17 protein-coding genes are annotated in these 15,986 nt (G+C 67.1%); 7 read left to right on the top strand and 10 right to left on the bottom strand.

Going from position 1 to position 15,986, the window contains the following annotated elements; all coding sequences use genetic code 11:
- Positions 1-287 precede the first annotated feature (287 nt).
- Positions 288-992 (top strand): peptidylprolyl isomerase, encoded by a 705-nt coding sequence (locus ISP14_RS08610; protein WP_404538171.1) that lies wholly within the window; start codon positions 288-290, stop codon positions 990-992.
- Positions 989-1,717 carry a UDP-2,3-diacylglucosamine diphosphatase gene (gene lpxH / locus ISP14_RS08605; protein WP_404538168.1) on the top strand — a complete coding sequence of 243 codons (729 nt, stop codon included), beginning with the start codon at positions 989-991 and terminating at the stop codon, positions 1,715-1,717. Before ISP14_RS08610 ends, lpxH begins: the two co-directional genes overlap by 4 nt.
- A gap of 31 nt (positions 1,718-1,748) precedes the next feature.
- Here the strand turns inward: lpxH and ISP14_RS08600 are convergent, their stop codons facing one another.
- The 9 genes from ISP14_RS08600 to ISP14_RS08560 all read right to left on the bottom strand — a co-directional run bounded on the left by ISP14_RS08600 (position 1,749) and on the right by ISP14_RS08560 (position 10,398).
- On the bottom strand, positions 1,749-2,366 hold the full coding sequence (locus ISP14_RS08600) for a sterol desaturase family protein (protein WP_404538165.1): 618 nt from the start codon (positions 2,364-2,366) through the stop codon (positions 1,749-1,751).
- A 205-nt stretch (positions 2,367-2,571) separates the two neighbouring features.
- Positions 2,572-3,447, bottom strand: a complete 876-nt coding sequence (locus tag ISP14_RS08595) for an acyltransferase (RefSeq protein ID WP_404538162.1) — start codon at positions 3,445-3,447, stop codon at positions 2,572-2,574.
- Positions 3,448-3,620: 173 nt separating this feature from the next.
- Entirely contained in the window at positions 3,621-3,983 is a 363-nt protein-coding gene (locus ISP14_RS08590) for a hypothetical protein (protein WP_404538160.1), read from the bottom strand.
- Between the two features lie 475 nt (positions 3,984-4,458).
- Positions 4,459-5,703 (bottom strand): cysteine desulfurase, encoded by a 1,245-nt coding sequence (locus ISP14_RS08585; protein WP_404538159.1) that lies wholly within the window; start codon positions 5,701-5,703, stop codon positions 4,459-4,461.
- A gap of 43 nt (positions 5,704-5,746) precedes the next feature.
- Positions 5,747-7,051 (bottom strand): Fe-S cluster assembly protein SufD, encoded by a 1,305-nt coding sequence (gene sufD / locus ISP14_RS08580; RefSeq protein WP_404538157.1) that lies wholly within the window; start codon positions 7,049-7,051, stop codon positions 5,747-5,749.
- Positions 7,048-7,815, bottom strand: coding sequence for a Fe-S cluster assembly ATPase SufC (gene sufC, locus ISP14_RS08575; protein WP_404538155.1), 768 nt, complete (start codon positions 7,813-7,815; stop codon positions 7,048-7,050). The genes sufD and sufC overlap by 4 nt, the downstream gene beginning before the upstream one ends.
- Positions 7,816-7,832: 17 nt before the next feature.
- Positions 7,833-8,471, bottom strand: a complete 639-nt coding sequence (locus ISP14_RS08570) for a class I SAM-dependent methyltransferase (RefSeq protein ID WP_404538153.1) — start codon at positions 8,469-8,471, stop codon at positions 7,833-7,835.
- On the bottom strand, positions 8,468-9,940 hold the full coding sequence (sufB, locus tag ISP14_RS08565) for a Fe-S cluster assembly protein SufB (protein WP_404538151.1): 1,473 nt from the start codon (positions 9,938-9,940) through the stop codon (positions 8,468-8,470). Before sufB ends, ISP14_RS08570 begins: the two co-directional genes overlap by 4 nt.
- Complete coding sequence (locus tag ISP14_RS08560) at positions 9,937-10,398, bottom strand: SUF system Fe-S cluster assembly regulator (protein ID WP_404538149.1); 462 nt, start codon at positions 10,396-10,398, stop codon at positions 9,937-9,939. Before ISP14_RS08560 ends, sufB begins: the two co-directional genes overlap by 4 nt.
- Positions 10,399-10,629: 231 nt before the next feature.
- Between ISP14_RS08560 and ISP14_RS08555 the strand changes: the two genes are divergently transcribed.
- The 5 genes from ISP14_RS08555 (at position 10,630) to murU (ending at position 14,661) form a co-directional block, all read left to right on the top strand.
- Positions 10,630-10,968 carry a P-II family nitrogen regulator gene (locus tag ISP14_RS08555; protein WP_404538146.1) on the top strand — a complete coding sequence of 113 codons (339 nt, stop codon included), beginning with the start codon at positions 10,630-10,632 and terminating at the stop codon, positions 10,966-10,968.
- Positions 10,958-12,283, top strand: coding sequence for an ammonium transporter (locus tag ISP14_RS08550; RefSeq protein WP_404538144.1), 1,326 nt, complete (start codon positions 10,958-10,960; stop codon positions 12,281-12,283). Before ISP14_RS08555 ends, ISP14_RS08550 begins: the two co-directional genes overlap by 11 nt.
- Before the next feature lie 26 nt (positions 12,284-12,309).
- Positions 12,310-12,768 carry a GNAT family N-acetyltransferase gene (locus ISP14_RS08545; protein ID WP_404538141.1) on the top strand — a complete coding sequence of 153 codons (459 nt, stop codon included), beginning with the start codon at positions 12,310-12,312 and terminating at the stop codon, positions 12,766-12,768.
- Positions 12,769-12,946: 178 nt separating this feature from the next.
- Positions 12,947-13,960, top strand: a complete 1,014-nt coding sequence (locus tag ISP14_RS08540; RefSeq protein ID WP_404538139.1) for an aminoglycoside phosphotransferase family protein — start codon at positions 12,947-12,949, stop codon at positions 13,958-13,960.
- A complete protein-coding gene (gene murU, locus ISP14_RS08535) occupies positions 13,957-14,661 on the top strand; it encodes an N-acetylmuramate alpha-1-phosphate uridylyltransferase MurU (RefSeq protein WP_404538137.1) in 705 nt (234 codons plus the stop codon). The genes ISP14_RS08540 and murU overlap by 4 nt, the downstream gene beginning before the upstream one ends.
- Here murU and ISP14_RS08530 read toward each other — a convergent pair.
- Positions 14,634-15,746, bottom strand: a complete 1,113-nt coding sequence (locus ISP14_RS08530) for a sterol desaturase family protein (RefSeq protein ID WP_404538135.1) — start codon at positions 15,744-15,746, stop codon at positions 14,634-14,636. The genes murU and ISP14_RS08530 overlap by 28 nt on opposite strands.
- Positions 15,747-15,986 lie beyond the last annotated feature (240 nt).

The following is a 15,986-nucleotide window of genomic DNA, read 5'->3' as shown; positions in this document are numbered from 1 at the left end:
GGGCGACTCGTCCGGAATCGCTGCAGCGTGACAGCTAGCCGCAAGTTTCAAGCTCTCGCCCCTGCTTTGCGCCACCAGCGGCCATCCTTGGCCGCACTCCGGCACGGGTGCGATTCGTCCGGAATCGCCGCAGGGAGACAGCTGGCCGCAAGCTTCAAGCTCTCGCCCTTACCTAGCGCCACCCGCGGCCATCCATGGCCGCACTCCTCAGACACTTCTGAACTCCGAAGGCACACGCAGCGGCGTGGCCGCGTATCATGCGCGGACAGTCCGAAGCGCCGATTGCCATGCCTAAGCTCAAGCTCGCCCTGCTGCTCCTGTCCGCCGCCTTGCTCGCACCCGTGCTGCAGGCGCAAGACGCCAAGCCGGCCGCCGCTGCGACCAGCCCGGAGGTGGTGCTGCACACATCCCAGGGCGACATCACGCTGGAGCTGTACCCGGACAAGGCGCCGAAGAGCGTGGCCAACTTCCTGCAGTACGTCCGCCAGGGGTTCTACGCGGGCACGGTGTTCCACCGCGCGATCCCCGGCTACCTGGTCCAGGGCGGTTTGTACACGCGTGAGCTGCAACCGAAGCGCACCCACTCGGCGATCGCCAGCGAAGCGGACAACGGCCTGTCCAACCTGCGCGGCACCGTCGCCGTGGCGCGCGGCGCCGATCCGAACTCCGGCACCTCGCAGTTTTTCTTCAACCTGGTCGACAACCGCCGGCTGGATTTCGTGGGCAACCAGAGCAGCCTCACCTGGGGCTTCGCGGTGTTCGGCAAAGTCGTCAAGGGCATGGACGTAGTGGACAAGATGGCCGCCCTGCCTACCCATGGCATCGGCCCGTTCGCCGCCGACGTGCCCAACCCGCTGGTGGTGATCGAAAGCGCCCAGGTCGTCGGAGAGGCGGTGCCTGCCGTCGCGGCCAGCACCCCGGCCCCGATCGTGCCCGCCGCAACGTCCAAACCCGCGAAACGCAGCGCCCGCAAGCCGGCGCAGGGTCGATGAGCACGCTGTTCATCTCCGACCTGCACCTGGACGACAGCCGGCCGCAGATCACCGCACTGTTCGAGCATTACCTCGCCAGCGACGAGGTGCGCGACGCGGACGCGCTCTACATCCTCGGCGACCTGGTCGAAGCCTGGATCGGCGACGACGACGACGCGGAACTGCCGCGACGCATCGCCGCCGCCACCCGTGCCGTGTGCGAGTCCGGCGTGCCGGTGTATTTCATGGTCGGCAACCGCGACTTCCTGCTCGGCGAGGATTACGCCCGACGCGCAGGCTTCGAACTGCTTGAAGACGGCACCGTGCACGAGCTGTACGGCCGCCCCACCTTGCTGATGCACGGCGACGTGCTGTGTACCGACGACCTCGCTTACCAGGCAGTACGCAAGCAGGTGCGCACGCCGGCATGGAAGGCGCAGATCCTCGCCATGCCGCTGGAAGCGCGCCGCGCCTTCGCCGCGAAGTCGCGCGCGGAGAGCCGCGCCCATACCGGCAACACGATGGAAGCCATCATGGACGTCAATGCCGACGCCGTGGCGGATGCCATGCGCAAGGCCGGCACCACGCGGCTGATCCACGGCCACACCCATCGCCCCGCGATCCATCGCCTCGCGCTCGACGGCCAGCCCGCCGAACGCATCGTGCTGGGCGACTGGTACGAACAAGGCTCGGTATTGCACGTGGACGCCGACGGCGTGGAACTGCGCGGCCTGCCGCCCGCCTGACGATCTTCGCGATCGGGGACGGGTGCGGAAATTACCTCACCTTGCTCTTGGACACGTACCAGGTGCCCAGCAGGAAATCCCACAGCGGCGAGGTCACGCCGTAGTTCTTGCCCGGATGATGATGGTGCACGTGATGCACCGCCGCCCACTTGCGTGCCAGCGGGTGGTTGAAACGGCGGCGATGGATGATCAGGTGGCTGAAACCGTACATCGCGTAACCCAGCGCGATCCCGCCGGAGAGCAGCAAGGCGATCGCCGTAGGCACGACCAGCGCCAGCACTGCCGCGAGCAGCAGCACCACCGCCGGCGGGAAGAAGAACGGCAGCGAATCGTAGCCCAGCGGCTTTTCGTGATGCAGGGTGTGGCCTTGCTCGAACAGCGGCACCGGCCCGTGGAACAGCCAGCGGTGGAAGGCGTACTCGATGAAGCTGAAGATGAACAGGCCCAGCAACACCACCGCCACGGCTTGCAGCGGGCGACTGTGGTCATACCAGAACGCCGAGCCGAGCAAGGCGAGACTGACCACGAAATCGGCGGCCTGGCCGACCAGGTAATTCGTCCGGGTGGACGACATCCGCGCGATGGCCTGCAACGCGCCCCGGCCGGCGGCCTGGCTCGTTCCCGTCGATGGGCGCATCGTCTCACCCATGGGCAAGCCCCGCGCGAATCCGATTAGCTTGGCCTCGATCCAGCGTCATCCTCCACCCCTTCGACCGATTTCCAGGCAGTTCCATGTCTGCCTTCACAATGGCGTCACCGCCGTGACAAGCTTACCGCGCCCTACCCGATGGCGGGCATAACGCCGGTTTTACCGCCTCACGCGGTATTCAGTCGCGCACGCGGCACCCGCAAGATTATCCCAGCAGACGCCCAATCCGCGCATCTTGCTCGTGCCACAAGTCATTGACCCAGCTCTGGAATCGTTGGCGATAGGCTTCGTCGCCCTCGTAGTCCCCGCGCAAGCCGGGCTCGATCGGGCACTGGCGCAGGCTTACCCGGACCTCGCGTACCCGCCCGCCGATCAGGTCGAGCATGCTGCACGGCCCGCCGGGGTAAACGATGGCGACCTCGAGGATCGCCTGCAGGCCATCGCCCATCGCATCCAGCACGAAGGCCACGCCACCGGCCCGCGGCCGCAACAGGTGCCGGTAGGGCGAATCCTGCGCATCGTGTTTGGCCGGCGTGAAGCGCGTGCCCTCCACAAAGTTCATCACCGACACCGGCAATTGGCGGAACTTTGCGCAGGCGCGGCGCGTGGCCGCCATGTCGCGACCAGCCAGTTCGGGGTGCTTCGCCAGGGTTTCCCGCGAATAGCGCTTCATGAACGGGAAATCCAGCGCCCACCAGGCCGGTCCCAGCAGCGGCACCCAGATCAGCTGGCTCTTCAGGAAGAAGCGCAGGAACGGGATGCGCCGGTTCAGGACTTTCTGTAGTACCGGGATATCCACCCAGCTCTGGTGGTTGGCCAGCACCAGGTAGTTGGCGTCGCGGCGCAGGCCGTCCAGGCCGTCCACCTGCCAGTGGATACGCGTGAACAGCTCGAACAGCGCGTTGTTGACCCCGATCCAGCTCTCCGCGATCGCCACCAGGCCACGCGACAGCGCGCGGCGCCAGGCCGGCAGCGGCAACACCAGCTTGCACAGTGTCAGCACGAACAGGGCAAGGCTGTGCAACAGCGTATTGCCTGCCAGCAAGCCAATGACCAATGGCAGGCGGATAAAAACGGGCATGAAGATCCGGCGGTAAACAGTGAGCGAACCGCATCATGCACGATCCGCGTCACTACGGGTGGTTTGCATGCGAGCAGGCCGGCCCAGGGTTCCTGCGTGTTGCGTTCGGGAACAAGCGCCCACCTTTCCAGATCGTAGCGCTGTCGACGAGATGCACCGCCGAGCAGCATCGCTCACAGCCTCGGCATTTCGACCTGGCGACCGTGGTGGAAAAACCGGCCTGGCCAATACGCGGTATCCGGTCCACACAGATCGAAGCCGCGGGCGTCGATGCGACGGCCGTCGGACAGCATGGTGCGGAAATCGCGCAGGCAACCATCGCCGTCATGCCAGGCAAGGGTGAAGACCAGCCCGTAGTCGAACGGTCGCCGAGTGAATTCGATCGTGCGCCAGTGGCCACTGCCGGCGGAGGCCACGGCGAACGAAACGATCTGGGTGCGCGTGTCGTTGATGACCCTGACGACACGCAAGTCTTCCGGCGCCGCGGCGACGACCAGCGGGCAAACCAACGACAAGGCGAGAAAACACCAGCGCATACAGTCTCCTCCGGACGCAGGCACAGCCGTCCACATGCCGCGCGGCAGCGGCCGAGCGGCTGGTCTTGAACAAAGGGAAAGTCGCCGTTGCCTGGTTGGAGCACCGCGCGACCATCAAGGAATCCGGCGATCTCAGCCCGGAAAGCTCCGAACAGCACGATCACTGCGCCCGGCGTGACGGCGCTCCCGTCCACGCACCGGATCAAGCCAGCCCCAGTACACCGGTTGCGCAGACGCCGCCGCGGGTCCCGCGGAGAAATTGCGTCGCCAGCACCTCCGCAACACCCGGGGCAGGTTTCTTCCCCGTCGCGCCCTGCGAATCGGCCACGCCGAAATCAACACCTCCGGCAACAGAGATGCGCACGACACCGCCTTGGTTGCACCCGGTCCGTTGCAGCCGCTGGCCCTCTGGCGGCGGCGGTCGCCCATCGAGCGGCTCGTCGCTGCGCGGCGGCACACCCGGTGCCGATGAGTATCAGCGCAGCAACTGGCGCACCTTGAGCAAGGCCGCCACGAAAGCGTCGACCTCTTCGTGCGTGTTGTAGAACGCCAGCGAGGCGCGCAGCGTGGCCGGCACGCCGTAGAACTGCATCAGCGGGTGCGCGCAGTGGTGGCCGGAACGCACCGCCACGCCCTCAAGGTCGAGCAAGGTGGCGAGGTCGGTGGCCTGCGCGCCATCGACCAGGAACGAGATCACCGGCTCCTTCTCCTGCGCCTCGCCGACGATGCGCAAGCCGGGGATTTCGCGCAAACGCGCGGTGGCATGGTCGAGCAAGGCGCGCTCGTGGGCGCGGATCGCCTCGAAGCCCAGCGACTCGTAATAGCCGATCGCCGCACTGACACCGGCGAAACCGGCGATGTTCGGCGTGCCCGCCTCGAAGCGGTGCGGCGGCTCGGCGAACGTGGTGCCCGAGAACTTCACCTCGCGGATCATCTCGCCGCCGCCGAAGAACGGCGGCATCGCGTCCAGGTGTTCCTTGCGCGCCCACAGCGCGCCGGTGCCGGTGGGCGCCAGCATCTTGTGGCCGGTGAGCGCGTAGAAGTCGCAGCCCAGCGCCTGCACGTCCACCGGCCGGTGCGGCACCGCCTGCGAGCCGTCCACGAACAGCGGGATGCCGCGCTTGCGGCATTCCTTCGCCAGTTCACGCACCGGGTTCACCGTGCCCAGCACGTTGGAGACATGACCCACGCAGGCCAGCTTCACCTCCGGCGTGAGCAGCTCGACGAACTTCTCCACGATCAGCTCGCCGCGCTCGTCGATCGGCGCCGCCTTCACCGTAGCGCCCGTGCGCGCGGCCACGATCTGCCACGGCACGATGTTGGCGTGGTGCTCCATCGTGGTGCTGAGGATCGCGTCGCCCGGCTTCAGCCGCGGCAACACGAAACTGTAGGCCACGAGGTTGGCCGATTGCGTGGTGCCCGAGGTAAGCACCAGCTCGTTGCGCGACGGTGCGTTGATGAAGCGCGCCAGCGCGTCGCGCGCGCCCTCGTAGGCCGCGGTAGCTTCCTCGCCGAGCAGGTGCACGGCGCGCGACACGTTGGCGTTGTGCTCGCGATAGTGGCGATCCACCGCCTCGATCACCTGGCGCGGCTTCTGGCTGGTGTTCGCATTGTCCAGGTACACCAGCGGCTTGCCGTGCACCGTACGCGCGAGCAGCGGGAAGTCCGCGCGGACGCGCTGGACGTCGAAGGTGGCAGGTGTGCTGGCTTGTGCATTCATCGTCGGTGGATTCCGTGTTTTCCCAGCCTGCGGGCGGCTGGCGTCAGTCCGGCAGTCGGGCCGCCAGCAAGCCGGCAAGGTGTTCGCGCAAGGCCACGTTCGGCAGGTCGTCCAGCATCGCGCGGCAGAACGCGGCGGTAAGCAGTGCGCGCGCCTCGGCCTGCGGGATGCCGCGCGAGCGCAGGTAGAACAGCGAACGCTCGTCGAGCTGGCCCACGGTGGCGCCGTGCGCGGCTTTCACCTCGTCGGCGTAGATTTCCAGTTCCGGCTTGGTGTCGATCTCGGCCTGCGCGGACAGCAGCAGGTTCTTGTTGCTGAGGCTGGCGTCGCTGCCGTCGGCGCCGGGCGCCACCAGGATCGCGCCACGGAACACGCCGCGCGCGCGCTGGTCGGCCACGCCGCGCCAGACCGAATCGGACGCGGTGTTCAACGCCTGGTGGCGGATCGCCAGCTGGGTATCGATGTGCTGGCGGCCATGCGGCATGAACACACCGCGCGTGTCCAATCGCGCACCATCGCCCACCAGCTCGGCGCGCAACTCGTGGCGCACCAGCGCACCGCCCAGTTCCAGCACGTGCAGCATGGCTTGCGCCCGGGCACCCAGGTGCAGCCTGCTGCGCCGAATCAGAGTGCTGCCCGTCGCCGCCTGCTGGTACAGCACGTGCCGCAGCACCGCGCCGTCGCGCAGCATGATGTCGCCCACCGCGGTGCCCAAGTGCTGTTGCTCACCGTCGGCGACGTGGTGTTCCACCAGCGCCAGTTCGGCACCCTCGCCCAGCTCGATCACATGGCGCAGGTGCCAGGCCAGTTCGCCTTCGGCAGGCGCGCCGAGGAACACGAGATGCACCGGCGCCGCGATTTTCGCGCCGGCCACCACCTTCAGCATCACGCCATCGGCGGCCAGCGCGGCATTGAGCCGCACGAAGGCATCGCCTTGTTCCGGCTCATGGCGCGACAGTACGAAACGCAGCGGCTCGGCGTCCTGCCGCAGCGCCTGCGACAGCGGCTGCAGCGTGAGCCCCGCCGGCAGGTCGTCCAGCATGGAAAGATCGGCGCGGTACGTGCCGTTGACGAAAACCAACCGCGGCCCGTCGACACCGGGCAAGGCGAAAGCGGCAGGATCGATCGCACGCATGGCCGCCTGCGCATCGCCGGCGGCGTAGCGGCGCTGCCCCAGCGCACGCAGCGCAGTGTACTTCCACGCCTCCATCCGCGTATCGGGCAGGCCGGCGGCAGCGAAGGCGTCGCGGTGTTCGCGGCGCTGCGCATCCAGCCAGGCGATGCCGCTGGCCGGCAACGGCGCGTCCAGCAGCGACGCGACGAACGGCACGGGCGCCGGCTGGCTCATGCCGATGCCCCCGCCGGTTCGCCGTGCTCGCGTACCCAGGCGTAACCGTGTTCTTCCAGCTTCAACGCCAGCGTCTTGTCGCCGCTTTCCACGATGCGGCCGCCGGCCAGCACGTGCACGAAGTCGGGTTCGATGTAATCGAGCAGGCGCTGGTAATGCGTGATGACCAGGAACGAGCGCTCGGGCGAGCGCTGTGCGTTGACGCCCTGCGCCACCTGCTTCAGCGCGTCGATGTCCAGGCCCGAGTCGGTTTCGTCGAGAATCGCCAGTTTCGGCTCCAGCACCGCCATCTGGAAGATCTCGTTGCGCTTCTTCTCGCCGCCCGAGAAACCCTCGTTCACCGCGCGGTGCAGCAGCTCGTCGGATATCTGCATCACCTTCAGCTTCTCGCGCACCAGCTTGAGGAACTGCATGGAATCCAGTTCCTTCTCGCCGCGCGCCTTGCGCTGGGCGTTGAGCGCGGCGCGCAGGAAGTAGGTGTTGTTGACGCCGGGAATCTCCACCGGGTACTGGAACGCGAGGAACACACCGGCGGCGGCGCGCGCCTCAGGCTCCAGCGCCAGCAGGTCGATGTCGCCGAAGCTCACGCTGCCGGCGGTGACCTCGTAGCCATCGCGGCCGGAGAGCACGTTGCCCAGCGTGGACTTGCCCGCGCCGTTCGGCCCCATGATGGCGTGCACCTCGCCCGGGTTCACGGTAAGCGTGAGGCCCTTGAGGATTTCCTTGCCCTCGACGCGGGCGTGCAGGTTCTCGATTTTCAGCATGGGTCTACTCGATCGGTTCAAAGGCCGGTGCCGTCGTCGCGACGGCGCAGCACGACATAGGTGAAAGCCTGGTCCCGGCCGGCCGGCGTGCGATGCAACTCGCGGCTTTGGGCGACGGGATCGAAGGCCGGGGCGAACAGCTTGATCAGGTCATCGGCGCTGTGGCGCGCCACCGGCAGGCCGCTGCAGCGCTCCGGACCATCCGGCGCGAAGCAACCGACCACGAGGTGGCCGCCGGTGCGCAAGACGCGCGCCGCGGTGGTGACGTAACGTGCCTGCTCGCCCGGCTCGACCAGGAAGTGGAACACGGCGCGGTCGTGCCACAGCGCGTAGTGCGCCACCGGCAGTTCGACCTGGATCGCATCGCCGACGATCCAGTGCACCCGCTCGCTCCGCGCCCCCAGCCGCCGGCGCGCTTCGGCCAGCGCATTGGCGGAAAGGTCGAGCACGCTCACGTCATGGAAGCCGCGCGCCAGCAGGTCGTCGACCAGGGTGGCACGACCGCCGCCCACGTCGATCACCGGCTGCCCGTGCGGCACATCGAGCGCATCGATCAGGCGCAACGACTCGTCCAGGTGCGGACGGAACCAGCTGGTTTCGCCCTCTTCCTTGTCGCGGTACACCGTCTCCCAGTGCTGCTGGCGTCCCTCGCTCATCCCACCGCACCTTCCAGCGAGACTTCGAGCAGCTTCTTCGCTTCCACCGCGAACTCCATCGGCAGTTCGCGGAACACCTGCTTGCAGAAGCCGTCCACGATCATCGACACGGCGTCTTCCTCGCCGATGCCACGCGAACGGCAGTAGAACATCTGGTCATCGGAGATCTTCGAGGTGGTGGCCTCGTGCTCGACGATGGCGGTGGGATTTTTCACTTCCATGTACGGGAAGGTGTGCGCGCCGCACTTCTTGCCGATCAGCAGCGAATCGCACTGCGTGTAGTTGCGCGCACGTTCGGCGCCCTTCTCCACCTTCACCAGGCCGCGGTAGCTGTTGTTGCTCTTGCCGGCGCTGATGCCCTTGGAGACGATCTTCGACTTGGTGTCCTTGCCGATGTGGATCATCTTGGTGCCGGTGTCGGCCTGCTGGTAGTGGTGGGTGAGCGCCACCGAGTGGAACTCGCCCACCGAGCGGTCGCCGCGCAGCACCACGCTGGGGTATTTCCAGGTGATCGCCGAGCCGGTTTCCACCTGGGTCCAGCTGATCTTGCTGTCGTCGCCGCGGCAATCGCCGCGCTTGGTGACCAGGTTGTAGATGCCGCCCACGCCGTTCTCGTCGCCGGGGTACCAGTTCTGCACGGTGGAGTACTTGATCTGCGCGCGCTCCAGCGCCACCAGTTCCACCACCGCGGCATGCAGCTGGTTCTCATCGCGCTTGGGCGCGGTGCAGCCTTCGAGGTAGGAAACGTGGGCGCCTTCCTCGGCCACGATCAGGGTGCGCTCGAACTGGCCGGTGTTCTGCGCGTTGATCCGGAAATAGGTGCTGAGCTCCATCGGGCAGCGCACGCCCTTCGGGATGAACACGAAGCTGCCGTCGGAGAACACCGCCGAGTTCAGCGCGGCGAAGAAGTTGTCGCCCGGCGGCACCACGCTGCCCAGGTACTTCTGCACCAGCTCCGGGTATTCGCGGATCGCCTCGCTCATCGAGCAGAAGATCACGCCGGCCTCGGCCAGCTGCTTGCGGAAGGTGGTGCCCACCGAGACCGAGTCGAACACCGCGTCCACCGCGACGCCGGCAAGCGCCGCGCGTTCGTGCAGCGGCACACCCAGCTTCTCGTAGGTTTCCAGCAGTGCTGGATCGACCTCGTCCAGCGACTTCGGGGCCTTCTTGGGCGCGGCGTAGTAGCTGAGGGCCTGGTAGTCGATCGCGTCCATCTTCAGCTTGGCCCAATCCGGCTGCGGCATGGTCAGCCAGTGGCGATAAGCGGCCAGACGCCACTCGGTCATCCACTCCGGCTCGCGCTTGATCGCGGATAGCTGGCGGATGGTTTCCTCGTCCAGGCCCGGCGGCAGGCCGGTCATCTCGATCTCGGTAACGAAGCCGGCGCTGTAGCGCCGACCCAGCGCCTCGGCGACCTCGGCGTTGTCGCGCAGCGCGGTGGCGGTGCTTTCGATGATCTCGCTGCTCATGCCGTGGTTCTGCCTTTCAGGGTACTGATGTCGACCGTCACTTCGGTGCGGCGCGGTGGCGGCCGCAGCATGTCGGCCAGGCTCACTGCGCGCAGTGCCCGGTCCACCACACTGCTGATGCGTTGCCAACTGCCGCGCACGCCGCATTGCGCCTCGCGTTCGCACTGGCCTTCGGTGACGCCGCATTCGGTCATGCCGATCGGCCCTTCCATCGCCTCGACGATCTCGGCCAGCGTGATCGCCTGCGCGGGCCGCGCCAGCCGGTAGCCGCCGTTGACGCCACGGAAGGATTCCACCAGTCCGGCGTGGCCCAGCGACTTCAGCAACTTGCTCACCGTGGGCAGTTCCAGATGCGTCTCATCGGCGATCTGCGCGGTGCTGAGCACATCGTCCGGATGGGCGGCGATGCAAGTCATCACCACCGTGGCGTAATCCGTGAGTCGACTGACGCGAAGCATGGGGAAATCGGGCGGGAGCGGCATTAATCCAGACCAAAATGGTACTGATTGCGCCCGGACCGGTCAAATCTCCGGTTTGCACCAAGAACAGGCAAGGCCTGCACCAGCTTCGCCGGGTCCGAACCGGCTTGTCCGGGATTTGGCCGTCCAGATGGCTCTGCGCCGGGCCTGCTGCCGCTGGCACGCATTCTGCTGTGCTGCAACACGGGACCAACCGCGGGGGGCAGACGCATGCAGTGGATCACCGCCATCATCAAGCCGTTCAAGCTGGACGAAGTGCGCGAGGCGCTGGCCGAGGCCGGCGTGCAGGGCATGACGGTCACCGAGGTCAAGGGCTTCGGCCGCCAGCACGGCCACACCGAGCTGTACCGGGGCGCCGAGTACGTGGTCGATTTCCTGCCCAAGCTCAAGATCGAGCTTGCGGTGAGCGACGAGCAGCTGGAGCGCGCGATCGAAGCGATCGCCGGCACCGCACGCACCGGCAAGGTGGGCGACGGCAAGATCTTCGTCAGCGCGCTGGAACAGGTGATCCGCATCCGTACACAGGAGGTCGACGCCGATGCGCTCTAGCCGACTGCTGGCCGGCGCCGCCGCGCTCGCCTTCCTGCCACTCTCCGCCTTCGCGCAAGCCGCGCCCGTACCGAAACTCGACAGCGGCGACACCGCCTGGATGCTTACCGCGTCCATGCTGGTGCTGATGATGACGATACCCGGCGTCGCCTTGTTCTACGGCGGCATGGTGCGCGCCAAGAATCTGCTCTCGGTGATGATGCAGTGCTTCGCGGTCACAGCCCTGGTCACCGTGCTGTGGATCGTCTACGGCTACTCGCTGGCCTTCAGCACCGAGGGAATGCACGCCGGCGTCACCGGCTGGCATTCCTTCATCGGCGGGCTGGACCGCGCGATGCTGGCCGGACTCACGCCCGACTCGCGTTACCAGACCGTGCCGGAAAGCGTGTACGTGATGTTCCAGCTCACCTTCGCGGTGATCACGCCGGCGCTGATCGTCGGCGCCTGGGCCGAGCGCATGAAGTTCAGCGCGATGCTGTGGTTCTCCGGCCTGTGGCTCAGCCTGGTCTACCTGCCGATGGCGCATATGGTGTGGAGTGGCCCCGGCTCGCTGCTGGGTGACATGGGCGTGCTCGACTTCGCCGGCGGCACCGTGGTGCACATCAACGCCGGCATCGCGGGCCTGGTGGCCTGCCTGGTGATCGGCAAGCGCCGCGGCTGGCCGCACACCCACATGCCGCCGCACAACCTTGGCTACACCGTGATCGGCGCCAGCCTGCTGTGGCTGGGCTGGTTCGGCTTCAACGCCGGGTCGGCGGTGGCCGCCAACGGCAGCGCGGGCATGGCGATGCTGGTGACCCAGATCGCCGCCGCGGCCGCCGCGATCGGCTGGACCGCGGTGGAGTGGGCCATGCACAAACGCGCCAGCGTGCTCGGCATCGCCTCGGGTGCGGTGGCCGGGCTGGTCGCGGTGACGCCCGCCGCCGGCACCTGTGGCCCCGGCGGCGCGCTGCTGATCGGCCTGGCCGCCGGCAGCGTGTGCGTCTTCACCGCCACGCGGCTCAAGTACCGGCTGGGCTACGACGACACCCTCGACGTATTTGGCGTGCACGCCGTCGCCGGCATCGTCGGCGCGCTGCTCACCGGCCCGTTCGCCGCGGCGAAGCTCGGCGGCTTTGGCACGGTGGCCTCGCCGCTGTTGCAACTGTGGATACAGGCCAAGGGCGTGGGCTTCACCCTAGTGTGGAGCGCCGCCTTGAGCTGGGCGATCCTCAAGCTGCTCGACCGCACCGTCGGCCTGCGCGTGGATGCCGAGCAGGAGCAGATCGGCCTGGATCTCGCGGAGCACGAGGAGCGGGCGTACAACTTGAGCTAGGCCGCAAAGGGGGCCACGTGGCGAGCATGGACATCCAGCAGGACGACCTCTCTTCAGCCGAGGTCCGGCTGCTTATTGCCGAACACCTCTCCGGCATGCACAGCAACTCCCCGCCCGGCTGCGTGCATGCCCTCGCCATCGAGAGCCTCCGCTCGCCACAGGTCACCTTCTGGGTGGCGCGGACGGACGGTGTTCCGTGCGGCTGCGGGGCACTGAAGGCATTGGACTTCCGTACTGGCGAGGTCAAATCCATGCGCACGCGCGCCGAATTTCTTCGCCGCGGCGTTGGACAAGCAGTGCTTGATGAAATCATCCGCGCCGCTCGCCAGCGTGGGTACGCACGCCTGCTTCTGGAGACGGGCACGGGCGCAGCCTTCGAACCCGCGCACATGCTCTATCGGCGCAATGGCTTCGTGCAGTGTGATTCTTTTGGCGAATACGCCGCGACAGGCTTCAACATGTTTATGGCCAAGGCGCTTGCGTAGGCGACGCACCCGGCCATGCAGCACACGCTGATCCGGGGGATGATCGCGCCACCGGTCGGTCCTGCCTGCAAACACCCCTGCTCGCGGTAACCGCCTTCGCCCACGCCGCGCGACCGATGGCTCGCGCAGCCACCATCGCGCGGCTAAGCTGCAGGGCATTCCCCGCCCGCATCGCGCCATGCCCTCCTCTGCCCACGACCGCGCCACCGCCCGCCTCGCCTGGACCCGCCGCACGCTCGGCGATCCCGCGTTAACGCTGGAGTCCGCCTCCTCCGACGCCAGCTTCCGCAGCTACTGGCGCACCATGCATGCGGGACAAAGCTGGATCGTGATGGATTCGCCGCCGGAGCGCGAAGACCCGCGCCCCTGGCTGGCGATCGGCGAGCGGCTTGCCAAGGCCGGCCTGCACGTACCGAAAGTGGCGGAGCAGGATCTGCAGCAAGGCTTCTTGCTGATCGAAGACCTCGGCTCGCGGCTGTATCTGACCGAGCTCAATGCGGAGAACGCCGACAAGCTCTACGGCGATGCCATGGACGCGCTGCTCGCGATGCAGACGCGGGTGGCCTGCGAGGACCTGCCACCGTTCGACCACATCGTGCTGGTGAACGGCCTTGAAGTGATGCCCAAGTGGTTCCTCGAACGCCACCTCGGCCACACGCCCAGCTGCGAGGAATGGGATGTGCTGGAGGCGGCGTTCGACGTGATCATCCGCAACGCGCTGGCGCAGCCGCGCTGCTTCGTGCATCGCGACTACCACAGCCGCAACCTGCTGGTGGTGGATGAGAACAACCCGGGGATCATCGATTTCCAGGGCGCGCTGCACGGCCCGGTCACCTACGATCTCGCCTCGCTGCTGCGCGACGCCTACGTCGCATGGCCGCGCGCGCGTGTCGAAGGCTGGGTGGAGTCCTACCGCCAACGCCTGCGGCATGCCGGAGTGATCGGCGATGACATCGACGCCGCGCACTTCCTGCGCTGGTTCGACCTCACTGGCCTGCATCGCCACGTGCGCGTGCTGGGTCAGTTCTACCGGCTGTGGTACCGCGACGGCAAACCCGGCTACCTCGCCGACGTTCCGCAGGTGTACCGCTATGTGATCGAGGTGGCGCGCAGCTATCCCGAGCTGGCCGACTTCGCCGCATTGCTGGAGCGCCACGCGCAAGGCCGCGACCTGACCAAGGTGGGCGCATGAGACATGCGCTGATCTTCGCCGCGGGATTGGGCGAGCGCATGCGGCCGCTCACCGAACATACGCCCAAGCCGCTGCTGCAGGTGGGCGGCAAGCCGCTGATCGTGTGGCATCTGGAAAAGCTGGCCGCGATCGGCGTGAACTACGTGGCGATCAACACCTCGCATCTCGCCGGGCAGTTTCCCGAGGCGCTGGGCGACGGCTCGCGCTGGGGCCTGCGCATCCGCTACGTGTACGAAGGCCCGACACCGCTGGAAACCGGCGGCGGCCTGCTCAACGCACTGCCGCTGCTGGGGCCGGAGCCGGTGCTGACGATCAGCGGCGATGTATGGTGCGACGCCGATCTCGCCACCTTGCCTGCCGAGCCGGAGGGACGTGCGCACCTGCTGATGGTGGGCAACCCCGCGCATCATCCCGTGGGCGATTTCCTGCTGGATGCTCAAGGCCGGCTGCATGCCGACGGCGAACCTCGGCTCACCTACAGCGGCATCGGCGTGTTCCGCCGCGAGCTGCTGGACGACTGGCGCACCGCGGTGGGCGACGTACCGGGAGTAGTGGAGCATCCGCCACGCTTCAAGCTGCGGCCGCTGCTGGAAGCGGCGATGGCGCATGGCACGCTGACGGGTTCGGCGCATCGCGGCCGCTGGACCGACGTGGGCACGCCGGCGCGCCTCGCTCAACTGGACGCCGAACTCTCCGGCTGAACCACGGCCCGCCGCGTTTCGGCATGCGTCAGCGGGATCTGGCTGGATTCCAGCTGGTGCAGATCGAAATCGCGCACCGACACCGGCGCATAGCTCTCGTCGAACGCCACATCGCCTGGCCGCCAACCGGCGCGACGACGGAATGCGCCCCAGAAGCGGCGCAACACGTAGAGCTGCTGGCCCACCAGGCCGTAGTGATTGTCGGCGTCCACCATCGGATCGCCCACGCCGGTGGGCCGCACCGGCTCGCCGAACAGCGCGGTGCCAAACAGGATGTCCCAGACCGGGAAGATGAAGGCGAAATTGCAGTAGTGCAGGTTCGGCCGCTCCGGGTCCACTCGCATGTGATGCAGGCGGTGATAACGCGGATCGACCAGCAGCTTCTCCAGCACTGGACCGAAGCGCAGGCGCACGTTGGCGTGATCGAGGTTCTGCAACAGGTTGCCGCTCAACACCAGCAGCGCGTAGTCGGTGGGCGACACGCCGATCAGCAGTGCGACCAACGCCACGATCAGCGCCTCCAGCAAGTCGTCGAGGTAGTGGTCGCGGTCGTTCGTCCAGCAGTTCAATTGGCGCTGGCTGTGATGCAGGCTGTGCAGCGCCCACCACCACGGGATCGTGTGCTGCATGCGATGGATGCCGTAGTACACCAGGTCGTAGATGGCGTAATAGACCAGGAACAGCAGCACCGGATGATGCCCCAGCCACGGCAGCATGCCCTGCACGCTCAGCAGCCCGGCCGCATCGTCGCCAGCGCCCGCACCGCCAAGCCACTGGGTCAAGGGCGACAGCACCAGGTAGGTGAACAGTGGCAGCACGCCTAACAGCTTGAGCAGGGTATACGTACGGTCGATCGCGGTGGTGCGGCGATCCGGCCAATGCTCCGCCGGCCACAGACTCTCCATCGGCCGGAACACACACGCGATGATCGCCACCTCCGCCGCGGTGAGCAGGAAGTACTGCGCGATCTCGCGCGGCGGATCGACGACGAAATGCGTGAGGTGCAAGGCGACCAGCACTGGCACGACCGCATGGAACGTCAGCCAGTTCACCGCAGCAGTCCAGAGCACGGAGAGAGTTTGCATGGTCGATGTGGAGAAAAGGGGACCGCGCGAATGGTACGTCCAGCTACGTGAACAACGACGCGTTTTCCATCATGGGATGACGATCGCAAAGTCTCGCGATCAAGTCGTCGCGGCACGCAAAAAACAGACGGCCCGGATAACCGGGCCGTCTCTGTCTGTGCGTTTGCGATGAAGCTGTCGAAGCGCCCTCTCTGCCCTTCAGGCATCTCCCCCGCAAGCGGGGGAGAGTAACCAGAGTCG

The sequence above is a fragment of the Dyella agri genome, from assembly GCF_044904705.1.
Lineage (GTDB): Bacteria > Pseudomonadota > Gammaproteobacteria > Xanthomonadales > Rhodanobacteraceae > Rhodanobacter_A > Rhodanobacter_A agri.
The sequence above is the reverse complement of the archived record's forward strand: the minus strand, read 5'-3'. Positions and strand labels throughout refer to the sequence as shown.